We start from the raw sequence: 22,760 nt of genomic DNA, 5'->3' as shown, positions 1-22,760 counted from the left end.
CCTACAGCTGCGCGGTGTCGAGCAGCTCGCCGAGCTCCTCGCGGGTCAGGTCGCGCAATCCGCCGCTGGGCAGCCGCCCGAGCGCGACCGGCCCGATGGCGGTGCGGGTCAGCCGGCGCACCGGGTGGCCGACGTGGTCGAGCAGCCGGCGCACGATCCGGTTGCGCCCCTCGTGGATGACCACCTCGACGATCGACTTCGCCGGGGTCGCCTCCACGATCCGCGCCTGCGACACGGTGACCGGCCCGTCGTCGAGGGTGACCCCCTCGAGCAGCTGCTTGATCGTGCGCCGGTAGACCTCGCCCTCGACCTCCGCGACGTAGGTCTTGTCGACCTCGTAGGACGGGTGCGCCATCCGGTGCGCGAAGTCACCGTCGTTGGTGAGCAGCAGCAGCCCGGAGGTGTCGGTGTCGAGACGTCCGACGTGGAAGAGCCGCTCGGGCCGGTCCGCGACCAGGTCGGACAGGGTGCGCCGTCCCTCCGGGTCCGACATGGTCGACACCACGCCCCGCGGCTTGTTGAGCACCAGGTAGACCTTCTCCGAGACCGGCGGCAGCCGCTTGCCGTCGACGCGGATCACCGCCGTGCGCGGGTCGACCTTGGTGCCGAGCCGGGTCACGACCTCGCCGTCGACGACGACGTGCCCCTCGAGCATCAGCTCCTCGCACTTGCGACGCGACGCGACGCCGGACTGGGCGAGCAGCTTCTGCAGACGGACCAGGCCGTCCTCGTCGGTCTCGATCACGTCGGCTCGGTCCCGCCGTCGGGCTCGGTCCCGTCGCCGCTGTGCGGCGAGTGCGGGTGCCCCGGTTGCGGGTCCGGTTCGGGCACGGACTCGGGCACGGGCTCGGGCACGGACTCGTGCGCTGCCTCGGGCGCCACCGGCGCCGCCATCTCGGCCAGCTCGTCCTCGAGGTCGTCCATGTCGGGCAGGTACGGCGCGAGCTCGGGCAGGTCGTCGAGCGAGGTCACCCCGATCCGCTCCAGGAAGTAGGTCGTGGTCCGGTAGAGGTTCGCGCCGGTCTCGTGGTCCCGGCCGGCCTCCTCGACCAGCCCGCGGGTCAACAGCGTGCGCATCACGCCGTCGACGTTCACGCCGCGGATGGCCGACACCCGCGCCCGGGAGACGGGCTGCTTGTAGGCCACCACCGCCAGCGTCTCGAGCGCGGCCTGGGTGAGCCGTGCCTGCTGACCGTCGAGCACGAAGCCCTCGACGACGGCGGCGAACTCGTCGCGGGTGTAGTAGCGCCAGCCGCCGCCCACGTGGCGCAGCTCGAAGCCGCGGCGCTGCTCGGTGTACTCCGCCGCCAGCCCCTCGAGGGCCGCGCTCACCTCGCCGACCGGGTAGCCCGCCGCCGTGGCCAGGGTCATCGTGTCCATCGGCTGGTCCGCGATGATCAGCAGCGCCTCCAGCGCCGGCCGCAGCTCGGCCACCGGCACCGCGAGCGTCTCCGCCGCCTCAGCCGTCATCTCGCCCTGGGTCTCCGGCTGGGTCTCCGGCTGCGGCACCGGCTGGGTCTCCGGCTGCGTCACCGTCTCGGTCTCGGGTTGCGTCTCGGTCATCGGTCTCTCCCTCCGGTACGGCGCTCGCCTCGGGCGGCGCGCCGTCGAACTCGTCGGTGATCAGCTCATCGACGTCCGCGTCGTCGTCCCCGGTCCACCGTACGGTCAGCTCGCCCAGTGGCGTCACCTGGTCGAAGGCGACGGCGCCCTCCCGGAACAGCTCGAGCAGCGACAGGAACCGCGCCACGGTGGTCAGCCGGTCCGGGGAGTCGCCGCAGAGCGCGCGGAACGTCATCGTGCCGCTGCGCCGCAGCCGGTCGACGACGAGCGCGGCCTGCTCGCGGACGCTCACCCGGGCCGCGTGGATGTGCTGCAGCGACAGCTCCAGCACCGGCTTGGGCTCGAGCGCCCTGGCGGCCAGCTGGGCGAACTGGTCGAGCCCGATCCCGATCAGCACCTCCGGCAGCAGGCCGGCGTACCGCTCCTCCAGCCCGACCGCCCGCGGGTGCCGCCTGGACTCGGAGGCCAGCCGGGTCGCGAGCACCGCGGCGACCTGCTTGAACGCGCGGTACTGCAGCAGCCGCGCGAACAGCAGGTCGCGGGCCTCGAGGAGCGCCAGGTCCTCCTCGTCCTCGATGTCGCCCTGCGGCAGCAGGCGCGCCGCCTTGAGGTCCAGCAGCGTCGAGGCGACCAACAGGAAGGACGTCGTCTGCTCCAGGTCCCACTGCGCCGGGTTCTCGGCGGACCCGCCCGCCTTCACGTGGGCGATGAACTCGTCGGTGACGGTCGAGAGCGACACCTCGGTGATGTCGAGCTTGTGCTTGGCGATCAGGCTCAGCAGCAGGTCGAACGGGCCCTCGAAGTTGTCGAGGCGTACCTCGAACGCCGGCGCCTCGCCGCTGCTCTCGACCGGAGCGACGGTCATCCGTCGGTCAACCGTCGGACCAGCGCGCTCTCGTCGCCCTGCGCCTCGAGGTCGGCCAGCACCAGCGCGATCGCCTCGCGCACGATCCGTCCCCGGTCGACGGCCAGCCCGTGCGAGCGGCGCAGCAGCAGCCGGGCGTGCTCGAGCTCGAGCAGCTCGTCGGAGGTGACGTAGACCGTCATCTTCTCGTCGTGCCGCACCCGGCCGCTGGGCCTCCTGGCCCGACCGCTCCCCCGGTCGTCGGCCGGGTCGGCTGCTCCGGCCTCCGGAGCGCTGCGGTCCGCCGCAGCCGGGGCGGTCGGGCGGAACAGGTCGTCGGCGGCGGGGAGGCTCACCCGTCGGCTCACTCCGGGGCCCCCCCGGAATCGGGCGCGGCGGCACCCGACCGGTCGCGCTGGGTCCGGGCGAGCACCTCCTTGGCGAGCTGGCGGTAGGAGTCGGCGCCGGCCGAGGCCGAGGCGTAGGTCGTGATCGGCTCGCCGGCCACCGTGGAGTCGGAGAACTTGACCGTGCGCCGGATCACGGTGTGGAACACCGTGTCGCCCCAGGCCTGGACCAGCCGCTCCATGACCTCGCGGCTGTGCAGGGTGCGGCCGTCGTACATGGTGCCGAGCACGCCGTCGATCTCCAGCTTGGGGTTGAGCCGCTCGCGCACCTTGTCGATCGTGGTCTTGAGCAGCGCGACGCCGCGCAGCGCGAAGTACTCGCACTCCAGCGGGACGATCACGCCGTCGGAGGCGGTGAGCGCGTTGACCGTCAGCAGCCCGAGCGAGGGCTGGCAGTCGATCAGGACGACGTCGTACTTCTCCAGTGCGGGTGCGAGCACCCGCTGGAGGGTCTGCTCGCGCGCCACCTCGTGCACCAGCTGCACCTCGGCCGCCGAGAGGTCGATGTTGGAGGGCAGCAGGTCCATGCCGGGGACCACGGTCGGCACGATCACCTCGTGGATGTCGACGTCGCGCTGCATCAGCAGGTTGTAGACCGTCAGGTCCATCTCGTGGGGGTTCAGCCCCAGCCCGACGGACAGCGAGCCCTGGGGGTCGAAGTCGACCAGCAGCACCTTGCGACCGAGCTCGGCCAGCGACGCGCCGAGGTTGATCGTCGTCGTGGTCTTGCCGACGCCGCCCTTCTGGTTGCACATCGACACGACCCGGGCCGGGCCGGGCTCGGCGACCGGTCCCGGCTCGGGGAGGACGGGCAGCGGACGCCCGGTCGGGCCGAGTGCGGGCGTCTCGGTGTCGGCGGGCGGACGCTCGAAGGGCAGCGGGTCGGCCACGGGCAGGTCATCTCCGGCTTCTGGTGTGTGGTCGTGCGTGGGGGCTGGGGTGCGGATCAGCGGGGGCATCGCGCCGGCGGCGCTCCCGACCGGGCTGGACGTTCCTCCGAAGGCGCCGCCTGCAGTCATCCCCGCTCCTCACCGACTTGTCGACACGACGACATGTTGCCGACCCGCGGGCGACTCTAGGACCGGTGTTTCGACATCGACAACCCGAAGTCGGAAACCCGCAGGCCGTCGGGGAAATCTGTTGATGGACTGTGCACTCGCGCGGCGCTGGTTGCACAGGCACGCGGCGCCTGTGCACAGGCCTGTGGAGGAGCGGGGCCGGCGTCAGTCGGTCTCCGGCGAGGTCCCGGCGCCGTACACGAGGTCGACATAGTCGGGGTGCTTGCCGATCCAGCCCTTGATGAACGGGCACAGCGGCAGCACCTTGCGGGTGCCGTCCGCCCGCACGTCGTCGAGGCCGTAGCGGGCCAGCGCCGAGCCGACACCCTTGCCCTCGAACCTGTCGAAGACCTCCGTGTGGGTGAAGGTCACCAGCTCGTCGGTGAGCTGGTACTCGGCGTATCCCGCGAGCTCGCCGTCGATATGGGCCTCGTAGCGGCTCTGGGCGGGATTGTGTGAAGTCGCGACGTCGCTCATGTCACCGACTCTAGACTGGCGCTGTGCGCCCACGTGCGGCCGTCCTGGCCCTGCTGGCGGGGTTGCTCACGGGGGGAACGATCGCGTCCGGGGCCACCCCTGCGTCCGCGCGCCCCGCGCCGGTCGAGCGGGCCGGTACGACGTTGACCGCACGGCTGGCCCCTCCCGTGGTGACGGTCGGCGAGCCGAGCGCGCTGGTGGCGCAGGCGACGCCGGCACGACCGGGGCGCTCCTTCACGGTGCAGCGCCTCGTGGAGGCGAGCTGGACGGTCGTCGGCAGCGCGACCGGCGACGCCCGGGGGCGCGCCGTCGTCCCCCTCGACACGACCCTCGCCGGCCCCCAGGCGCTCCGGGTGATCGCCGAGGCGACCGACGACCTGCCGCGCAAGGTGTCAGCCAAGCTGACGCTGAAGGTCTACACGGCCGCCTCGTGCACCCCTCGGATCGCGCTGGTGGACCCCGACGCCGACGCCGCCGCGCGCTGCCTGGCCGCGCGCCTGGACCGGTGGCGGGCGGCCGGTCTGATGGGTGTCGGCCAGCAGCTCAACGTGTCCAACATCGACTACCTCGCCCCGCTGACGGCCCTCGCCCCCCGCCGGGTCTCTGTCGTCGGCTTCGACCTCGAGGAGCTGGCCGCGGGCGAGACCTACCAGTTCCCGGCCCCGCCCCTCGACACGCTGGTCGCGCTCGCGCAGCAGGGCGCGGTCCTCTCGGCCTCCTGGCACACCACGAACCCGCACACCGCCCGGCCGGCATGGGATCGCAGCTGGACCTCCCTCGATGCCCTGCTGAGCCCCACCTCCTCGGAGGGTGCCCGGTTCTGGGCCGACTTCGACAGCAAGCTGGCGCTGCTCCAGCGCTTCCAGGAGGCCGGTGTCGCGGTCGTCCTGCGACCGTTCCACGAGGCGAACGGCGGCTGGTTCTGGTGGGGCAAGCCCGACCCGACGACCTACCGGCGGCTGTGGGCGATGATGCAGCGCCGGGCGTGGGACGCCGGGGTCCACAACGTCGTGTGGGCCTACTCCTTCGCGGCCCGCACCTGGTCCGGGATCCGGGCGCCGGAACGGCTGCTGCCGGCGCGCGTCGACATCGCCGGCATCGACAGCTACGACCCGGAGGGGCCCGACGCCGACCCGCGCGACCGCCTCGACATGACCGGCTACGCGGCGGTGGCCGAGCGGGTCGAGCGCCTCGCGATCACCGAGGTCGGCCCCGAGGAGAGCGCGACCGGAGCCTGGAACCCGGCCGTCGTCACGCGTACCGCCAAGGCGCTGGCCCCGAGGCCGGCCTGGGCGATGCTGTGGTTCGACGACGCCGCCGGCAAGAAGCAGCTGTCGTCGCTCGCCGGTGGTACCACCTGGCTGGACTCCTGCCCCAACGCCCTGTGCTACCTGCGCTGAGCCGAGCCGCGGTCAGTCGCCCAGCCGGCGCATCGCCAGGGTGTGCAGGACCAGCTCCCCGGCCTCGTCCGAGGCGTCCAGGTCGGCCTCGGCCTCGATCACCCAGTCGTGGTGGTCGGCCGGGTCGTGGATCGTCTGGACGACCTGCCAGGTCCGCGTGGACGGCGTGATCGCCAACAGGTCGGGACCGCGCGCGTCGGAGTCCAGCCGCACCTCGTCGTGCTCGGCGTAGTAGTCCTCGATCGCGGCGTCCCAGGCCGACCGGGTCATCACCACCTCCCCGGGCGGGTCGGTGCGGTCGGCCGCGGCCCGCTCGAGCGCCACCAGCCCGTCGAGGTCGTCGCGGGCGACCAGCTCGACCCGCCGGAACATCGCGTTGCGGACCATCACCCGGAACGCCCGGTCCTGCTTGGAGATCGGCCGTGGTGAGGGCGGCGGCTCGTGGTGGGCCACGTCCGTGCGGGCGTGCTCGGGGTCCGCGAGCGCCTCCCACTCGTCGAGCAGCGAGGAGTCGGTCTGCCGCACGGTCTCGCCGAGCCACTCGACGAGATCCTCCAGCTCCGGCGTGCGGTGCTGGTCGGGGACCGTCTGGCGCAGCGTCCGGTAGGCGTCGGTCAGATAGCGCAGCACCAGGCCCTCGGACCGGGCGAGCTGGTAGCGGCCGACGAAGTCGGTGAAGCTCATCCCCTGCTCGTACATCTCGCGCACGATCGACTTCGGCTGCAGCGCGTCCTCGCGCAGCCACGGGTGCCGCTCGCGGTAGATCTCGTACGTCGCCTCCAGCAGCTCGGCGAGCGGCTGCGGCCAGGTGACGTCCTCGAGCAGCGCCATCCGCTCGTCGTACTCCAGGCCGTCGGCCTTCATCTCCGCGATCGCCTCGCCGCGCGCGACGTGCTGCTGCTGGAACAGGACCTGGCGCGGCCCCTCCAGCACCGCCTCGACGACCGAGACGATGTCCAGGGTGTGGGTCTCGGCCTCGGGATCGAGGACGTCGAGGGCCGCGAGGGCGAACAGCGCCAGCGGCTGGTTGAGCGCGAAGTCCGGCGGCAGGTCCACGGTGACCACGTACCGCCTACCGAAGGCATCCGGCTCGTCGAGCCGCGACACGACGCCGGAACGAACCAGGGAGCGGCCCAGCCGCAGGGCTCGGCGGGACAGCTGCAGCTGGCGACGGCGGTCCTCGTGGTTGTCCTGAAGGAGCCTTCGCAGGACCGGGAAGGCTGGTTCCTCCCGAGCGAGGACGCCGATCAACATGGCGTTGTCGACCTTCATCCGCGACGTCAGCGGCTCGGGCTCGCCCGCGACGAGCTTGTCGAAGGTCTGCTCGCTCCACACGACCGTGCCCTCGGGCGGCTTGCGGAGCTGGGCCTTGGAGTTCTTCTTCCCCGCCGCCTGCCGCGCCGCGACCTTCGCCTTCGCCTTCTCGTTCTCGATGACGTGCTCGGGCGCCTGGACCACGACGAACCCGGCCGTGTCGAAGCCGGCCCGGCCCGCCCGGCCGGCGATCTGCAGGAACTCCCGGGTCCGCAGGATCCGCTGCCGGCTGCCGTCGAACTTCGCGAGCCCGGTGAACAGCACCGTGCGGATCGGGACGTTGATGCCCACGCCGAGCGTGTCGGTGCCGCAGATCACGCTCAGCCGGCCCTCCTGCGCCAGCTGCTCGACCAGCCGGCGGTACCGCGGCAGCATCCCAGCGTGGTGCACGCCGATCCCCCGTCGCAGCAGCTTGGACAGGGTCTTGCCGAAGCCGGCGCCGAACCGGGTCGCCGCCAGCCGGTCCCCCAGGTCCGGCTTGGGCAGCCAGCCGGCCTTGAGGAGCGCGGTCGCCTGCTCGACCGCGTCCTTCTGCGTGAAGTGCACGACGTAGACCGGGCCCTGCCCGGTCGTCACCAGCTCCTCGAGCGTCTCCGCCAGCGGCGTCATCACCCAGCTGAAGCTCAGCGGCACCGGGCGTTCGGCGTCGGCGACCACGGTGGTGTCCCGCCCGTTGCGGGCGCTCAGGTCGGTGGCGATGTCCGACATGTCCCCCAGGGTCGCCGACATCAGCAGGAACTGGGCCTGCGGGAGCTCCAGCAGCGGCACCTGCCAGGCCCAGCCGCGGTCCGGCTCGGCGTAGTAGTGGAACTCGTCCATCACGACCAGTCCGACGTCGGCGTGAGAGCCCTCGCGCAGCGCGATGTTCGCGAGCACCTCGGCGGTGCAGCAGATGATCGGCGCGTCGGGGTTCACCGAGGCGTCCCCGGTCAGCATGCCGACGTCGTCGGCACCGAACTCCGCGACGAGCGCGAAGAACTTCTCGCTCACGAGTGCCTTGATCGGCGCGGTATAGAACGAGACCCGGTCCTCGGCCAGCGCGGCTCGGTGCGCGGCCTCCGCCACCAGTGACTTGCCGGACCCGGTCGGGGTGGCCAGCACGACGTTGTCGCCGGCCAGCACCGCGAGGATCGCCTCCTCCTGGTGCGGGTAGAGGGTCAGCCCCCGCGCGGCGGCCGCCGCGGTGATCTCGTCGAGCAGGTCCGTCACAGCGTCCTTCAGTCGCGCGCACGCGGATGGGCGGTGGCGAAGACCTCGCGCAGGTTGTCCACCGTCACGAGCGTATAGACCTGGGTGGTGGTCACCGAGGCGTGGCCGAGCAGCTCCTGCACGACGCGGACGTCGGCGCCGCCGTCGAGCAGGTGCGTCGCGAAGGAGTGCCGGAGCGTGTGCGGCGAGACGGCCCGGGTGACGCCGGCCCGCTCGGCGGCCCGGACCAGGACCGCCCACGCCGACTGCCGCGAGAGCCGGCCACCACGCGCGTTGAGGAACAGGGCGCCTCCGGTGCTCGCGCGAGTGGCGGCCGCCACCAGCTCGGGCCGGCCCCGCACGAGGTAGGCGTCGACCGCCTCCCGCGCGTAGGAGCCGATCGGGACCAGCCGTTCCTTGCCGCCCTTGCCGCGCAGGAGCACGGTGCCGTCCGTCCCGGACTCCCCCCAGTCGAGGTCGTCGACATCCAGCCCGACCGCCTCCGAGATGCGCGCTCCAGTGCCGTAGAGGACCTCCAGCAGCGCCCGGTCGCGCAGGGCCAGCGTGGTCCCCGGCGCCCCTGCTGCCTCCAGGATCGCCTCCACGTCGGCCAGCGGCAGCGCCTTGGGCAGTCGCTTGGCCGGGGTCGGCGGCTTCACCGCACCGGCCGGGTCTGTGGTGGTGAGGCCGTCCGCGACCGCGAACCGGTGGAAGCCGCGCACGGCGACCACGGTCCGGGCGGCCGAGGTGGAGCTCAGCGCGGGGTGGTCCTGGTCCCCCTCCCGCAACCGCACGAGGAACGCCGTGACGGTGCCCTCGGTGACGTCCGCGAGCCGCGCCACCCCGCACTCGGCGAGGTACTCCTGGTAGCGCCGCAGGTCGCGCCGGTACGACGTCAGCGTGTTCTTCGCCAGCCCCCGCTCGACCGTGAGGTGGTCGAGGTAGGTCCGGACCGCACGCGCGACGTCGTCCGACGCGGGGTCGCTCACGTCAGGACGGAGTCCAGCGGGTCGGCCGTGATCCCGACCGCCGCTCCCACCGGCGCGTTCGTGAGTCGTCCCGCGTGGGTGTTCAGGCCGAGGGCGAGGCTGTGGTCGTCGCGACCGGCCTGCTGCCAGCCCTTGTCCGCGACGGCGACGACGTAGGGCAGCGTGGCGTTCGTGAGCGCGTAGGTCGAGGTGTTCGGGACCGCGCCGGGCATGTTCGCCACGCAGTAGAAGGTCGAGTTGTGGACCTGGTAGGTCGGGTCCGCGTGCGTGGTCGCCCGGGTGTCCTCGAAGCAGCCGCCCTGGTCGACCGCGATGTCGACGAGCACCGAGCCGGGCTTCATCCGGGAGACCAGCTCGTTGCTGATCAGCTTGGGCGCGGCGGCCCCGGGGATCAGCACCGCCCCGATGACCAGGTCGGCCTCGGTGACCTGCTGCTCGATGGCGAGCTTCGAGGACGCCAGGCCGTGCACCCGGTTGTTGTAGCGCCAGAACGACAGCCGCAGCTTGTCCAGGTCGGTGTCGAGCAGGGTGACGTCGGCCCCCATGCCGAGCGCGATGTTGGCGGCGTTCTGGCCCGAGACGCCGGCGCCGATGATCACGACCTTGGCGTTGGCGACGCCGCCGACGCCGCCCATCAGCACCCCGCGGCCGCCCTGGGCACGCATCAGGCAGTACGCACCGACCTGCGGCGCCAGGCAGCCGGCGACCTCGGACATCGGGTACAGCAGGGGCAGGCCACCCGACGGCAGCTGCACGGTCTCGTACGCGAGCGCGGTGACCTTGGTCTCGAGCAGCTTCGCGGTCAGCTTCTTGTCCGCCGCCAGGTGCAGGTAGGTGAACAGCGTCAGTCCGTCGCGGAGTCGGTGGTACTCCTCGGCGATCGGCTCCTTGACCTTGAGGACCATCTCGACGTCGCCCCAGGTGCTGTCCGCGTCCGGGACGATCCGCGCGCCGGCCGCGACGTACTCCTCGTCGTGGATCGAGGACCCCTCGCCGGCGCCGCGCTCGATGTACACCTCGTGACCGTGTGCGGTCAGCTCGTGCACACCGATGGGCGTGATCGCCACCCGGTACTCGTTGTTCTTGACTTCCTTGGGGACGCCCACCTTCACCGCATCGCTCCTTCGGTTCTCAGCGCCACGCCGTTGTGGCTGCGCGAGCCTACTCCCGGAGAGCGTAGATCCGGGTCAGCTCCCGGAAGAGGTCGGCCCATCCGCTCGCGACCTCGCTCGCACCGAGCGAGAGCATCCGCAATCGCTCGACCGCGGTGACGGGCTCCTGGGAGAGCACGACGACCGGTGCTCGCAGGTCCTCCCGGCGCATCGTGGTCAACAGTCTCTCGGCCGCCGGAGCACCGTCGCTGCCCGCGGCCAGGTCGGCGATGACGAGGTCGGCACGGTCCTGTCGCAGCCAGGCGACCGCCGCGGCCGCGGACTCGACCTGCACCATGCGGGCCCTCGTGTCACGGCGACCGGCCGCCTCGGCCAGGACGGTGCGGCCGAAGGCGGTGTCGTCGGCGCTGGAGTCGACCCACAGCACCGTCCGCCCGGCCAGGGCGGCGCCCAGCTGTGCCTGCGGGTTGGTGGCCGCGTGGATGCCCTCGAGCACCCGGTCGAAGCCCGACCAGTCAGTGCCGCCGGCGGTGTCGAAGGTGATCGTCCCGAGACCCTCGTGCTGATGCAGGTAGCGCGCCTGGTGCGGCGCCACGTCCGGCAGCACGGCGTACGCGACCGGCGGGTCTTCCTCGCGCTGGTCGATCATCGCCAGCACCTCGGAGCGCAGCTCGTTGAGGTAGGCGTCGGTGAACGACACGCCGAGGAACAGCACGGTGCTGGTCGCGAACAGCGAGCGCAGGAAGGTCATGTACGCCGGACTGCTGTAGAGCCGGTCCCGGTAGTCGCGTTGCGTGAACACGACGGTGTCGCCCAGCGGGCCGATCTCGCCGTGCAGCTTCACGACCGGTGCGCCGGGCGACTCCTCGGTCCAGTACCTCGGCTCCCACCACCGGTGCGGCGGGTCGCGCAGGATCTGCTGGTACGCGTCCGGGCCGGGCACGCTGCCCACCAGGAACGGGTCGAAGTTGGTGGTCAGGATCGCGTCGAACGGGATGCCGGCCAACAGCCGGCGCCGCCCGGCGATCGCGTCCGGGCGCCCCTCGGTGGCGAGGATGCCCGCGAGCGCCGGGTCGAACGCGTCCCCCATCGCGGTGTGCAGCACCTGGGCCGCGGCCTCGAGGTCGCGTGACCCCCCGTGCTCGACGAGCTGGGCGACCCAGGCGGAGGTGTCATCGTCCAGGCCCGCCCGGTCCGCCAGGCCGCGCAGCAGCGTCTGCCACGCCGGCACGGCGGGTGCGGCGAACCCGGCGCCCACGAACGCGACACACCGGCCGGCGACGATCTGGTCGACCAGGTGCTGGGGCACCAGGGTGCCGCCGTCGGTTGCCTGACCATCGGCCTCGATCTCGGGACGCATGGGTCGAACCGTAGGCGGTCGCGGGGCCGGAAGTCCCGATAACCCGCTAGTGGCGGCGCGCTGCGGCGAGGAGCACCGCCAGCGCCAGGTGGGCGTCGGCGAGGCGTCCGGCGACCACGGCCTCGTGCAGCTCGGCGAAGGGCACCCAGCCGACCGTCATCTCGGCCTCCTCGTGCTCGAGCCGGAAGTCGCCCCGTCCGACGTCGCGCAGCCCCTCGGCGAGGAAGTAGTGGCCCTGCTCGGCGGTGAACCCCGGGGAGGAGTACGTCGAGGCCAGGTGGGTCCACCGGTCCGCCTCGAGCCCGGCCTCCTCGACGAGCTCGCGGCGCGCGACCTCGGCGGCGTCCTCCCCGTCGACGTCGCACAGGCCGGCGGGCAGCTGGACCAGGGTGCGGGCCACGGCGTGCCGGTACTGCCACAGGCACAGCACCCGGTCCTGCTCGTCGACCGCGAGGATGATCGCTGCTCCCGGATGCTCGACGACCAGCCGGGTGAACGGCTCCTCCTCGGGGTGGCCGGGCCGCCGGATCCGGTCCTCGCGGACCTTCACCACCCAGCCGCCGTCGTAGCGAAGGCTGCTGTCCACGACCGGCCACGCCTCGGGCCGGTCGGCGAGCTCGGGCACCGGCGGCTCAGTCCTCGTCGGGCTCGGGCTCGCGGCGCAGCCCGGACTCGTCGATGGGGAACCGCAGCTCGCGCTGCCGCTCGATGGCCGCGCCGATCAGGCCCGCGAAGAGCGGGTGCGGCCGGGTCGGGCGGGAGCGCAGCTCGGGGTGCGCCTGGGTCGAGATGTAGTACGGGTGCGCCGCACGGGGCAGCTCGACGAACTCGACCAGGTGGTTGTCCGGCGAGGTGCCGGAGAAGACCAGTCCGGCGTCCTCGAGCTGGTCGCGGTAGGCGTTGTTGACCTCGTAGCGGTGCCGGTGCCGCTCCTCGATCTGCCCGCTGCCGTAGACCTCTCGGGCGATGGTGCCCTCCTTGAGGGCTGCCGGGTAGAGGCCCAGGCGCATCGTGCCGCCGAGGTCGCCGGCGCCCTCGACGAACGCCTTCTGCTCGGCCATGGTCGCGATCACCGGCTCCGGCGTGTCGGGGTCGAACTCCGTGGAGCCGGCCTTCTCGAGTCCGAGCACGGTGCGGGAGTACTCGATCACCATGCACTGCAGCCCCAGGCACAGTCCCAGCGTGGGGATGCCGTGCGTACGGGCGTAGGTGAGCGCGCCCAGCTTGCCCTCGATGCCGCGGACCCCGAACCCGCCGGGCACGCAGATCGCATCGACGTCCTGGAGGTTGCGCGCCGCGCCGGCCGGAGTCTGGCACTCGTCCGAGGCGACCCAGCGCAGCTGGACCTTGGCCTCGTGGGCGAACCCGCCGGCGCGCAGCGCCTCGGCCACCGACAGGTACGCGTCGGGCAGGTCGACGTACTTGCCGACGAGCGCGACCGTCACCTCCTCCTTCGGGTGGTGCACGCGGCGCAGCAGGTCGTCCCACACCGTCCAGTCCACGTCACGGAACGGCAGGTCGAGCCGGCGCACCAGGTAGGCGTCCAGGCCCTCGCGGTGCAGGACCTTCGGGATGTCGTAGATCGACGGCGCGTCGGCCGCGGTGACGACGGCCTCCTGGTCGACGTCGCACATCAGCGAGATCTTGCGCTTGATCGACGGCGGCAGCTCACGATCGGCCCGGCACACGATGGCATCCGGCTGGATGCCGACCTGGCGCAGCGCGGCCACCGAGTGCTGAGTCGGCTTGGTCTTCAGCTCGCCCGACGGACCGATGTAGGGCACCAGCGAGACGTGCAGGAAGAAGCAGTTGTCGCGGCCGATGTCGTGGCGCACCTGGCGTGCGGCCTCCAGGAACGGCAGCGACTCGATGTCGCCGACGGTGCCGCCGACCTCGGTGATCACCACGTGCACGGGCTGCCCGTCGACCTGGGTCCGGCCCATCGCGAGGATCCGGTCCTTGATCTCGTTGGTGATGTGCGGGATCACCTGGACGGTGTCGCCGAGGTAGTCGCCGCGGCGCTCCTTGGCGATCACGTTGGAGTAGACCTGGCCCGTGGTGACGTTCGCGATCTGGCTCAGGTCGGTGTCGAGGAACCGCTCGTAGTGGCCGATGTCGAGGTCGGTCTCGGCGCCGTCGTTGGTGACGAACACCTCGCCGTGCTGGAACGGGTTCATCGTCCCGGGATCGACGTTGAGATAGGGATCGAGCTTCTGCATCGTGACGCGCAGACCACGCGATCGCAGGAGGCTGCCGAGGCTGGACGCCGTCAGGCCCTTCCCGAGCGAGGAGGCGACGCCTCCGGTCACGAACACGTGCTTGGTGGGCGTCGCCTGGTTCACGGAACTCCATCCTACGGGATCCCGCGACCGGAACCGGTCACGGCGAGCGGCGGGTCCTCATCACTTCAGCGGAACGGCCCCGTCCGCGCCCGACGCACCGAAGGATCCGCCCTGCACCGACGTCGACCGGATCAGGGCGAGCACGGTGGTGACCTGGCCCAGGGCGGTGTCGGCGCCGTCCACGGTCGCGACCCGATCGGCGACCGGTTCCGAGCGCAGCGCCGCCAGGTCCCCCGAGCCCGCCGACGCCGCGGTGTCACCGGCGGCCACGACACCGACCGCCTTCGCGGCCAGGCCGGCGAGCAGGCCGGACAGGATGGCCGGGTTCGCCGGCTCGCCCAGCACGACCAGCACGACCGGGGCACGGACCGCACCCTCGGGCGAGGCGAGCAGGTCGGCGCCGGCCAGGCTCTGGCGCACCGAGACGGCGTCCGCGCTCGGCTGCTCGGTGTCCGCGACCGCGAGGCCGACCAGCTGGCCGAGGCGGACGTACGTCGAGGCATCCGCGGTCACCGCGCCGGTCCCGAGCTGGGTCGCCAGCTGGCTGCCCAGCGTGTCGACCAACGACTTCTCTGCGGGGTCGGTGAGCGTGGGCTGCACCTCGTAGCTCCCGGCGATGCTGCCACCGGCCGCCTCGATCTCGGCCCCGAGCGCGCTGACGACCTCACCGCTGGCGCCGGGCATCCGCACCAGCGAGACCGGGTGGCCGCGCAGACGGCCGTCGTACAGAGCCGCCGCGCTCGCCGCGGCGAACTCGTCGCCGAACGACGCGCTGCGCACCGTGGCCCGGTGCGCCTTCGTGGTCGCCGACGCGGACTGGTCGTCGCGGCCGAGGTCGGAGAGCGGTCCGCCGCCGAGGGCGACGCCGATCGCCAGGGCCAGGAAGACGGCGACCAGCGAGACGATGTGGTGGCGGTAGGAGATCACGGGAGCAGTCCTTGCAGGAGGTCGGCCAGGGCGTCGGCCCACTCCTGGCCCACGGGTGTGACGCCGACGGCGGCGCCGAGGGCGATCAGCCCGGACAGCATGACCAGGAGCAGGTGCCGGGGGCGTACCCGCCCCGCGTAGAGATGGGGGACGGCGGCGGCGTCGACCAACCGCTGCCCGACCTTGAGGCGGGTCAGGTAGGTGCTGGCCAAGCCCGCTCGCTGGCTGTCCAGGAGCTCCTCGAGGGTGGCGCGCAGGCCGACCCCGACGATCAGGGCGGCGTCGGCGGCGGCCACCAGCAGGAGGGCGGCGTCCTCGGGGGTCGCGCCGGACTCGAAGCGCAGCGGTCGGATCCCGAGGCGTTCGAGGTGCTCGACAGCGGACCGGCCGGCGCCCCGGTCGGTGCGCACGACCACGTCCCGCGCGGCCTTCAGCGCCTTCGCGCTCGGGATCTCGGTCTCGTCCGCGGTCGCGTCGACGACCACGACGTCCGCGCGCAGCCTCGCCTCGCGCAGCACGTCGGCGCCGCGCCCGACGCCGACGAGCACGGGGTGCTGCTCGCGCAGGAAGGTCCGCACCAGCGCGAGCTCGTGGGCGTGCTCGTGCCCGCGCGCCACGACGACGACCGGTCGGCCCGCGATCCGGGTCGCCGGCCGCGGGACCCCGAGACCGTGCAGGAGCAGGTCCTGCTCGCGCCGCAGGAACTCGGCGGTGTTGTGGGTGAACGTCTCGAGGTGGGCGGTCAGTCCGTCCCGCGCGGCCGTCAGCTCACGGGCGACCGTGTCGCCGTCGACCTGCCGGCCGACGGCGACGGGGCGGTCCTCGACCAGGACGGTCCCGCCGTCGACCCGGACGACACCACCGTCGGCGATCGCGGCCAGGCCGGCGCTCCCCACCTGGTCGACGACCGTGATCCCGGCGGCGACCAGGACCTCCGGGCCGAGGCTCGGATAGCGCCCGGAGATCATCGGCGCGGCGTTGACGACGGCCACGACACCGGCGTCCACGAGGGCTTGGGCGGTGGTCCGGTCGAGGTCGGTGTGGTCGAGCACGGCCACGTCACCGGGGCGCAGCCGCGGCAGGAGGGCGCGGGTCCGGCGATCGACGCGAGCGGTGCCGACGACGCCTGAGCGACCGATTGCTGGGCGTTGTCGTACGGGCATCCTCATGACCGCGTCCATGCTGCCAGGCGGACCGCGCCGGGCCCGGCATCGCCGCACCCCGGGCGCGTCGCCCGCCGGCTCGACACTCAGCCGGCCGCGCGGGTCTCCTGGGCGACGTCGAGGAGCTCCCGCGCGTGCGCCAGAGCGGTGTCGGAGTCCGCCAGGCCGGCGAGCATCCGGGACAGCTCCCGCTCGCGCTGCTCGTCGTCGAGCACGGTGAGCCCGGAGCTGGTGACGGTGCCGTCGGAGGACTTCTCGACCACGACGTGGCGATCGGCGTACGCCGCGACCTGGGGCAGGTGGGTCACCACGAGCACCTGGGCGCTGCGTGCCAGCTGGGCGAGCCGGCGGCCCACCTCCACGGCCGCGGCGCCGCCGACGCCGGCGTCGACCTCGTCGAAGACGAAGGTGGGCACCGGGCTGGTGCCGGCGAGGGCGACCTCGAGCGCCAGCATCACGCGCGAGAGCTCACCTCCCGAGGCGCCCTTGCTGAGCGGGCGCGGCTCGGACCCGGTGTTCGCGGCGAGCAGCAGCTCGACCTCGTCGATCCCGGACGAGGTGTGCCGCAGCCAGCGGCCGTCGACGAGGAGGGGTCCGTGGCTGCCGGGGCTCGGCGCCTCCACCTCGTGCTGGCGAGTCTCGACGCTCAGCCGGGCATGCGGCATCGCCAGCAGCGCAAGCTCGGCAGTGACCTCCTCGGCGAGCCGGCCGGCCGCCTCGGTACGGGCGGTGGACAGGGCGAGCGCCGCGGCGCCGAGGTCACGGCGCAGGTCGGCCTGCTGAGCGCGCAGCTCCTCGATCCGTTCGTCGGTGTGGTCGAGGTCGAGGAGCCGGGTCGCGGAGCGCTGCGACCAGGCCAGCACCTCGTCGATGGTGTCGCCGTACTTGCGGGTCAGCGCGGTCAGCGCCGCCCGGCGCTCGGAGACCGCGGCCAGCCGGGCCGGGTCGGTGTCGATCCGGGCGGCGTACGACGCGACGTCCGCGGCCAGGTCGGAGAGCAGGTAGGTGAGCTCGGCGAGCCGGTCGGCCAGCTCGCCCGCCTCCGCGTCGTGCTCGCGGACCCCGTCCAGCAGGGTGCGGGCGGCGGACGCGGTCGCCAGCGCGTCGGGGTCGCCCTGCTCGCTGGAGAGCACCTCCCGCGCCTGCTCGGCCGCGGACCGCAGGGTGTCGGCGAAGCCGAGCCGGGACTCCTCGGCCGCCAGGGCGAGGTCCTCGCCGGGCTCGGGAGCCACCCCCTCGATCTCGCCGAGGCCGAACCGCAGCAGGTCGGCCTCCTGGGCGCGATCGCGGGCGCTGGCCACGACCTCGTCGAGCTCGCGCTCGGTCGCCTCGAGCCGGCGGTGCAGGTCGGTGTAGGTCGCCAGCAGTGCCGCCAGGGGCTCGCCGCCGAACCGGTCCAGTGCCTCACGCTGCGCCCGCGCCTGGAGGAGCCGGTGCTGGTCCGACTGGCCGTGCACGGCGACCAGCGGCTCGGCGACGGCGGCCAGCGAGGACACGGGCACCGTCGCGCCGCCGACGTAGGCCCGGGACCGGCCCTCGGCCGACACGTTGCGCGCCAGGACGACCCGGTCGTCCTCCACCTCTCCCCCGGCCTCGTCGACCGCGGCCGCGAACCCCGCGAGGTCGCCGACCCGGACGACGCCCTCCACCCGGGCGGTTCGGGCGCCGGTGCGCACCGCACCGCTGTCCGCCCGACCGCCGAGCAGCAGGCCGAGGGCCGTGACGATCATCGTCTTGCCGGCCCCGGTCTCACCGGTGATCACGGTCAGGCCGGGTCCGAGCTCCAAGGTCGAGGAGTCGATCACCCCGAGCGAGCTGATCCGGATCTCCTCAAGCATCGCGGCCCTCGGGGGCGGCTTCCTGGGCGAGTCGGCGCCGGCGCTCGGTCGAGCCGCGCCAGCCGGAGACCGGCAGGCCGAACTTCGCGACCAGCCGGTCGGTGAACGGCGCCTGGTGCAGCCGGACCAGGCGGACCGGCTGGGCGCCGCGGCGCACCTCGATCCGCGCGCCGGGCGGCAGGTCGACGGTCCGGCGGCCGTCGCACCACAGCACCCCGGCACCCTCGGTGCGGGCCAGCACCTCGACGGCGAGCACCGACGTGGGCGCGACGACCATCGGCCGCGCGAACAGGGCGTGCGCACTGATGGGCACCATCAGCAGGGCCTCCACGCCGGGCCACACGATCGGTCCGCCGGCGCTGAAGTTGTAGGCGGTCGACCCGGTGGGGGTCGCGCAGACCACGCCGTCGCAGCCCCAGCGCGACAGCGGGCGGCCGTCGACCTCGACGACCACCTCGAGCATCCGCTCGCGGGCCGCCTTCTCGACGCTGGCCTCGTTGAGCGCCCAGGTGCGGTTGACCACCTCACCGTCGCGGTGCACGGTGACGTCGAGGGTGAGGCGGTCCTCGGCGGTGTAGCGGCGGTGGACGACGGCCTCGATGGTCGACTCGAGGTCGTCGTACTCCGCCTCGGCCAGGAAGCCGACATGGCCGAGGTTGACGCCCAGCACGGGTACGCCGGAGTCGTGGGTGATCTCGGCGGCGCGCAGAATCGTGCCGTCGCCGCCGACGACCAGCACCAGCTCGCAGCCGGCGCTCGCGTCGCCGCCCGTGACGACCTCGATCAAGGCGGTGTCCAGGCCGAGCTCGATGACCTCGTTGGCGAGGACCCGCACGACCAGGCCGTGGGCGGTCAGCGCCTTGACGAAGGCGCGAGCGACCTCACGCGCGTCCTCGCGCCCGATGTGAGCGAGGAGGAGCACACGGCGGGGCTCGTCTGGGTCGCCGGTCGTCACGGGTCCACCCTCTCACCCGGCACCCCCGGCGGGGCCGCGGCGCGCACCGCGGTGTGGATGCCGGCCTCGTCCAGCTCGGCGGCCCCGCGTCGCAGCCACAGGAAGAACTCCACGTTGCCCGAGGGGCCGGGCAGCGGGCTGGTCGCGATCATCCGGGCGCCCCAGCCGCGGGCGGCGGCCGCCGCCGCGACCCCGGCGACCGCCTCGGCGCGCAGCGCCGGGTCGCGGACCACGCCGCCCTTGCCGACCCGCTCCTTCCCGACCTCGAACTGGGGCTTGACCATGAGCGCCAGGTCGCCGTCGGGCTCGGTGACGCCGAGCAGGGCGTCGAGCACGAGGACCAGCGAGATGAAGGACAGGTCGCCCACCACCAGGTCGACGCCGCCGCCGATCGTCTCGGCCACCAGCTCGCGGACGTTCACCCGGTCGTGCACGGAGACCCGCTCGTCCTGCCGGAGCCGCCACGCGAGCTGCCCGTAGCCGACGTCGACCGCGACGACCTCGGCCGCACCGTGGCGCAGCAGGACGTCGGTGAACCCGCCGGTCGACGCGCCGGCGTCCAGGCACCGGCGGCCGGCCACGACGAGGCCGGCCGGCTCGAAGACGGCGAGCGCACCGGCGAGCTTGTGGCCGCCGCGGGAGACGTAGTCGGGCCGGTCCGGGTCCTCGACCACCACGATCGCGACGTCGGTGGTCACCCCGGTCGCCGGCTTGGTCGCGACGGCTCCGGAGACCTTGACCCGTCCCAGGTCGATCAGCTCGCTGGCGTGCTCACGGGAGCGAGCCAGTCCGCGGCGGACCAGCTCGGCGTCGAGGCGCAGGCGTCGCGGCGGCACGGTCGGGGCCGTCAGGCCTGTTCGGTGGGGTGGTCCAGGGCGCGGCGGAGCCGGTCGTGGGCGGTCTCGAAGACGGCGACGTGCTCCTCGACCGGGCGCTCCTCGAGCTGCTCGACCGCCGCGATCACCTCGTCCACGTCGGCCACACCCGTGCGCACCCGCTCGGGCTCGGTCGGGATCGTCTCCGGCTCGTCGGGGACGGGGAGGTCCGGGTCCTCGCTCATGTCGCCGAGGCTACCGCGCGGGGACCTCGAGACCTGACACCAGGACCGGTTCCCCGGACCGGTCGAGGTGCTCCCACGCCGCGCTCGCCACCACCCGCCACCAGTCCTCCGGCTCACCGTCACCGGTGACCCGCAGCCCGTCCCGGCCGGCCGCGGCGTGCCACCCGCGGAGTGCGAACCCGCCCTCGGCCGCGCTCGGAGCGACCTGCTCCTCCAGCAGGCCGGCCAGGTCGGGGGCCAGGTAGGTGGGCCGCAGCTGCGCCGGGGCCGCGACCAGCTCGGCGAGGCCGGTGACGCCGGTCAGCACCAGCAGCGAGTCGAGGCCCGCGAGTCGAGCGCCCTCGATGTCGGTGTCCAGCCGGTCACCGACCATCAGTGGGCGCCGGCCGCCGACGCGTCGGACGGTCTCGTCCAGGAGCGGGCGCGCCGGCTTGCCCGCGACCGCGGGGTCGACGCCGGAGAACCGGCGCAGCATCTCCACCTGCACGCCGTGCCCGGGAGCGACCCCGAAGGCCGCCGGGAACGTCAGGTCGGTGTTGCTGGCCACCCAGGGCAGGCCGTCGCGGATCCGGACCGCGACCCGCATGATGTCGCGCCAGCGCACGTCGGGCCCGTAGCCGGTCACCACGACGGCCGCGTCGTCCTCGGCGCCGACCGGCACCAGGCCCGCGGCGTGCACGGCCTCCCGCAGGCCATCGGCCCCGAGGCACACCACCCGGGAGCCGGCACCGACGCGCTCGAGCACCAGGCGCGCGGCCGCTTGGGCCGACGTGACGACGTCCGCGTCCTGAGCGGGGACGCCGAGCTCGCGCAGGTGGCCGGCGACCGTGCCCGGCGACCGACCGGCGTTGTTCGTGATGAATGCCAGCCGCATGCCCGCGGCGCGGGCCTCCGCGAGGTGCTCGGGCGCACCCGGAACCGCGTTGCCCCCGACGTAGACGACCCCGTCGAGGTCCAGCATGGCCAGGTCGTAGGCGCGACACAGGACCTGCTCCGACGTGCCGAGCACGCGCACCTCCTCAGGGACCGGCTGTGGTTGCACCCTACGATGCTCCGATGGACGTCGGCGCCGTGGTCACCCCACCCCACGGCGCAGGGTCGCTGCAGCTCGTCCCGTTCCGCGGCCTCACCCTGGCCCCGCGGCGGATCGGAGGCCTCGCCTCGGTGCGTGCCTTCACTCGCCCCTACCGGGGGGTCCCCGATCGTCTGGACCGCTGGGAGCGGCGGGGGCAGCTGACCCACGACGACCGGCCCGCGGTCTATCTCCACGAGTACACCGCCGGCGGGATCACCGTCCGCGGCCTGGTCGGCGGGCTCGACCTCTCCTGTCGGGCCAGGAGCCGCGAGGAGGTCGCGGTGCTGCCGCACGAGGGGATCCATCCCGCGCAGGTCGACGAGCTGGCGGCCCGGATGGTGGAGATGCAGATCAACCCGGCTCCGATCCTCCTGGTGCACCGGGGCTCGGCGGACACCCGCGAGCTGCTCGGGGAGGTGCAGGCCCGACCGCCCCAGCTGGCCTTCGTCGACCGCGCCCAGCAGCAGCACCGCATCTGGGCGCTGCGGGCCGAGGAGGAGCTGGCACGGATCGACGCCGCGCTCCGGGACACCCGAGCGCTGATCGCCGACGGGCACCACCGCTACGCCGCCTACCTACGCCTGCAGGAGCTGCAGCCGGGACCGGCCACCGACTCGGGCCTGGCCATGCTGGTCGACCAGGACGACACACCGCTGTTCCTCGGCGCGATCCACCGGCTGCTCGGCGGGGTCACGATCACCGGCCTCCAGGAAGCCGCCCAGCGGGTCGGGGCCTCGTTCGAGGCCACCGACAGCCGCCGCGGGGTGGCCGCGCTGGCCCCCGACACGGTCGTGGCCAGCGACGGGACCCGGTGGGCGACCCTGCGCCCGGCAAGGGGCCCGGCAAGGGGCCCGGCGATCGGCCCCGACCGTGCCGTCGTCGAGTGGCTGCACCAGGACCTGGTGCCGGCGCTGCCCCGTCCGCCCACGAGCACGTCCTACCTGCACGCCGTGGACGAGGCGCTGGCCGCTGTCCGCCGGCGGCGTGGCGTCGCCCTCCTGATGCCCGCCCCCGATGTCTCGCAGGTGCTCGGCATCGCCGCCGCCGACCGGCTGCTCCCGGAGAAGGCGACCTCGTTCCAACCCAAGCCCAGCGTTGGCGTCCTCATCCGCTCGCTGCGCGACGGATGATGCGTCCGGTGGTCATCTCGACCTCCACGCGGGACGCGACCGCCCCGCCGGACCGGAAGAACCGGCGGCGCAGTGACCCGGTCACCTCGACGACGTCGTCGGCACACCAACCGCTCACCGAGCGGCGCGCCCGGGGCGACCACGCGGCGCACTCCAGCGCGTCGACACTCTGCCGGGAGCGGCCGCCGGGCGCCCGTGGCACCACCACCCGGAACGTCCAGACCGCATCCCCGCTGGGTAGCACCCGCTCCTCCGGCGCCTGGGAGATCCTGCCGACCAGCCGCACCTCGTTCTCGATCGCCTCGGCCGTCCGAGACCCGCTCGTAGCCATCTCTGATCACCTCCGGGCGTCACGCTGCCCGCGACCCCGGACAGACCCGGCGCCAGCTGCCGGCGCCTGGGGAGAGCCGGGTCCGGAGACCTCCTGTGAGCCGTCGGCGGGCCGGCGCCGGCCCGGAAATGCAAGCAGGGCCACCCCTCACGGGGTGGCCCTGCTCGAAATCATGTCCGGCGGCGTCCTACTCTCCCACAGCCTCTCGGTTGCAGTACCATCGGCGC

22 protein-coding genes are annotated in these 22,760 nt (G+C 73.4%); 2 read left to right on the top strand and 20 right to left on the bottom strand.

What is annotated here, in order from left to right:
* Nucleotide 1: 1 nt before the first annotated feature.
* The 6 genes from QMC84_RS21630 to QMC84_RS21605 all read right to left on the bottom strand — a co-directional run bounded on the left by QMC84_RS21630 (nucleotide 2) and on the right by QMC84_RS21605 (nucleotide 4,349).
* Nucleotides 2-745 carry a pseudouridine synthase gene (locus tag QMC84_RS21630; RefSeq protein ID WP_300378596.1) on the bottom strand — a complete coding sequence of 248 codons (744 nt, stop codon included), beginning with the start codon at nucleotides 743-745 and terminating at the stop codon, nucleotides 2-4.
* Nucleotides 742-1,470 carry an SMC-Scp complex subunit ScpB gene (scpB, locus tag QMC84_RS21625; RefSeq protein WP_300378618.1) on the bottom strand — a complete coding sequence of 243 codons (729 nt, stop codon included), beginning with the start codon at nucleotides 1,468-1,470 and terminating at the stop codon, nucleotides 742-744. Before scpB ends, QMC84_RS21630 begins: the two co-directional genes overlap by 4 nt.
* The gene (locus tag QMC84_RS21620) at nucleotides 1,460-2,428 is read right to left on the bottom strand and encodes a segregation/condensation protein A (protein WP_300378594.1); all 969 of its coding nucleotides are present in this window, start codon (nucleotides 2,426-2,428) and stop codon (nucleotides 1,460-1,462) included. The genes scpB and QMC84_RS21620 overlap by 11 nt, the downstream gene beginning before the upstream one ends.
* Nucleotides 2,425-2,775, bottom strand: a complete 351-nt coding sequence (locus QMC84_RS21615) for a hypothetical protein (RefSeq protein ID WP_300378592.1) — start codon at nucleotides 2,773-2,775, stop codon at nucleotides 2,425-2,427. The genes QMC84_RS21620 and QMC84_RS21615 overlap by 4 nt, the downstream gene beginning before the upstream one ends.
* A complete protein-coding gene (locus QMC84_RS21610; protein ID WP_366145769.1) occupies nucleotides 2,772-3,773 on the bottom strand; it encodes a ParA family protein in 1,002 nt (333 codons plus the stop codon). Before QMC84_RS21610 ends, QMC84_RS21615 begins: the two co-directional genes overlap by 4 nt.
* Before the next feature lie 264 nt (nucleotides 3,774-4,037).
* Nucleotides 4,038-4,349 carry a GNAT family N-acetyltransferase gene (locus tag QMC84_RS21605; RefSeq protein WP_300378588.1) on the bottom strand — a complete coding sequence of 104 codons (312 nt, stop codon included), beginning with the start codon at nucleotides 4,347-4,349 and terminating at the stop codon, nucleotides 4,038-4,040.
* A gap of 23 nt (nucleotides 4,350-4,372) precedes the next feature.
* Here QMC84_RS21605 and QMC84_RS21600 point away from each other — a divergent pair, with 23 nt between their 5' ends.
* A complete protein-coding gene (locus QMC84_RS21600; RefSeq protein WP_300378586.1) occupies nucleotides 4,373-5,749 on the top strand; it encodes a glycosyl hydrolase in 1,377 nt (458 codons plus the stop codon).
* A gap of 12 nt (nucleotides 5,750-5,761) precedes the next feature.
* Here QMC84_RS21600 and QMC84_RS21595 read toward each other — a convergent pair whose 3' ends face one another.
* From QMC84_RS21595 to QMC84_RS21535, 13 genes are all read right to left on the bottom strand, one after another.
* On the bottom strand, nucleotides 5,762-8,272 hold the full coding sequence (locus tag QMC84_RS21595) for a DEAD/DEAH box helicase (RefSeq protein ID WP_300378584.1): 2,511 nt from the start codon (nucleotides 8,270-8,272) through the stop codon (nucleotides 5,762-5,764).
* A gap of 8 nt (nucleotides 8,273-8,280) precedes the next feature.
* Nucleotides 8,281-9,240, bottom strand: a complete 960-nt coding sequence (gene xerD, locus QMC84_RS21590) for a site-specific tyrosine recombinase XerD (protein WP_300378582.1) — start codon at nucleotides 9,238-9,240, stop codon at nucleotides 8,281-8,283.
* Entirely contained in the window at nucleotides 9,237-10,352 is a 1,116-nt protein-coding gene (gene ald / locus QMC84_RS21585; protein WP_300378580.1) for an alanine dehydrogenase, read from the bottom strand. The genes xerD and ald overlap by 4 nt, the downstream gene beginning before the upstream one ends.
* Nucleotides 10,353-10,401: 49 nt before the next feature.
* The gene (locus QMC84_RS21580; RefSeq protein WP_300378578.1) at nucleotides 10,402-11,712 is read right to left on the bottom strand and encodes an SIR2 family protein; all 1,311 of its coding nucleotides are present in this window, start codon (nucleotides 11,710-11,712) and stop codon (nucleotides 10,402-10,404) included.
* Nucleotides 11,713-11,758: 46 nt separating this feature from the next.
* Entirely contained in the window at nucleotides 11,759-12,337 is a 579-nt protein-coding gene (locus QMC84_RS21575) for an NUDIX hydrolase (RefSeq protein WP_300378576.1), read from the bottom strand.
* 7 nt (nucleotides 12,338-12,344) lie between these two features.
* Entirely contained in the window at nucleotides 12,345-14,054 is a 1,710-nt protein-coding gene (locus QMC84_RS21570; protein WP_300378574.1) for a CTP synthase, read from the bottom strand.
* 60 nt (nucleotides 14,055-14,114) lie between these two features.
* Nucleotides 14,115-14,981: a copper transporter gene (locus QMC84_RS21565; RefSeq protein WP_300378572.1), complete on the bottom strand. Its 867-nt coding sequence runs from the start codon at nucleotides 14,979-14,981 to the stop codon at nucleotides 14,115-14,117.
* Nucleotides 14,978-16,150 (bottom strand): putative cytokinetic ring protein SteA, encoded by a 1,173-nt coding sequence (gene steA, locus QMC84_RS21560; RefSeq protein WP_300378570.1) that lies wholly within the window; start codon nucleotides 16,148-16,150, stop codon nucleotides 14,978-14,980. The genes QMC84_RS21565 and steA overlap by 4 nt, the downstream gene beginning before the upstream one ends.
* 80 nt (nucleotides 16,151-16,230) lie before the next feature.
* On the bottom strand, nucleotides 16,231-17,982 hold the full coding sequence (gene recN, locus QMC84_RS21555; protein ID WP_300378568.1) for a DNA repair protein RecN: 1,752 nt from the start codon (nucleotides 17,980-17,982) through the stop codon (nucleotides 16,231-16,233).
* A complete protein-coding gene (locus QMC84_RS21550; protein ID WP_300378566.1) occupies nucleotides 17,975-18,937 on the bottom strand; it encodes an NAD kinase in 963 nt (320 codons plus the stop codon). The genes recN and QMC84_RS21550 overlap by 8 nt, the downstream gene beginning before the upstream one ends.
* Nucleotides 18,934-19,773: a TlyA family RNA methyltransferase gene (locus tag QMC84_RS21545; protein WP_300378564.1), complete on the bottom strand. Its 840-nt coding sequence runs from the start codon at nucleotides 19,771-19,773 to the stop codon at nucleotides 18,934-18,936. The genes QMC84_RS21550 and QMC84_RS21545 overlap by 4 nt, the downstream gene beginning before the upstream one ends.
* An 11-nt stretch (nucleotides 19,774-19,784) precedes the next feature.
* Complete coding sequence (locus QMC84_RS21540) at nucleotides 19,785-19,997, bottom strand: hypothetical protein (RefSeq protein WP_300378562.1); 213 nt, start codon at nucleotides 19,995-19,997, stop codon at nucleotides 19,785-19,787.
* 10 nt (nucleotides 19,998-20,007) lie between these two features.
* Entirely contained in the window at nucleotides 20,008-21,006 is a 999-nt protein-coding gene (locus QMC84_RS21535; protein ID WP_300378560.1) for an HAD-IIA family hydrolase, read from the bottom strand.
* Between the two features lie 47 nt (nucleotides 21,007-21,053).
* Here QMC84_RS21535 and QMC84_RS21530 point away from each other — a divergent pair, with 47 nt between their 5' ends.
* Entirely contained in the window at nucleotides 21,054-22,202 is a 1,149-nt protein-coding gene (locus QMC84_RS21530) for a DUF1015 family protein (protein WP_300378558.1), read from the top strand.
* Here QMC84_RS21530 and QMC84_RS21525 read toward each other — a convergent pair.
* Nucleotides 22,177-22,533, bottom strand: a complete 357-nt coding sequence (locus QMC84_RS21525; protein WP_300378556.1) for a single-stranded DNA-binding protein — start codon at nucleotides 22,531-22,533, stop codon at nucleotides 22,177-22,179. The two genes, QMC84_RS21530 and QMC84_RS21525, sit on opposite strands and share 26 nt — an antisense overlap.
* Between the last annotated feature and the right edge of the window lie 227 nt (nucleotides 22,534-22,760).

The organism is Nocardioides sp., from assembly GCF_030019515.1.
In the GTDB taxonomy this organism is placed as follows: Bacteria; Actinomycetota; Actinomycetes; order Propionibacteriales; family Nocardioidaceae; genus Nocardioides.
The sequence above is the reverse complement of the archived record's forward strand: the minus strand, read 5'-3'. Positions and strand labels throughout refer to the sequence as shown.

What these genes read in the sequence shown, in the direction of transcription:
- scpB (WP_300378618.1), bottom strand. Translation starts at nt 1,470, where the DNA reads ATGACGGCTGAGGCGGCGGAGACGCTCGCGGTGCCGGTGGCCGAGCTG.
- QMC84_RS21620 (WP_300378594.1), bottom strand. Translation starts at nt 2,428, where the DNA reads ATGACCGTCGCTCCGGTCGAGAGCAGCGGCGAGGCGCCGGCGTTCGAG.
- QMC84_RS21610 (WP_366145769.1), bottom strand. Translation starts at nt 3,773, where the DNA reads ATGCCCCCGCTGATCCGCACCCCAGCCCCCACGCACGACCACACACCA.
- QMC84_RS21605 (WP_300378588.1), bottom strand. Translation starts at nt 4,349, where the DNA reads ATGAGCGACGTCGCGACTTCACACAATCCCGCCCAGAGCCGCTACGAG.
- QMC84_RS21580 (WP_300378578.1), bottom strand. Translation starts at nt 11,712, where the DNA reads ATGCGTCCCGAGATCGAGGCCGATGGTCAGGCAACCGACGGCGGCACC.
- steA (WP_300378570.1), bottom strand. Translation starts at nt 16,150, where the DNA reads ATGAGGATGCCCGTACGACAACGCCCAGCAATCGGTCGCTCAGGCGTC.
- recN (WP_300378568.1), bottom strand. Translation starts at nt 17,982, where the DNA reads ATGCTTGAGGAGATCCGGATCAGCTCGCTCGGGGTGATCGACTCCTCG.
- QMC84_RS21540 (WP_300378562.1), bottom strand. Translation starts at nt 19,997, where the DNA reads ATGAGCGAGGACCCGGACCTCCCCGTCCCCGACGAGCCGGAGACGATC.
- QMC84_RS21530 (WP_300378558.1), top strand. Translation starts at nt 21,054, where the DNA reads ATGGACGTCGGCGCCGTGGTCACCCCACCCCACGGCGCAGGGTCGCTG.
- QMC84_RS21525 (WP_300378556.1), bottom strand. Translation starts at nt 22,533, where the DNA reads ATGGCTACGAGCGGGTCTCGGACGGCCGAGGCGATCGAGAACGAGGTG.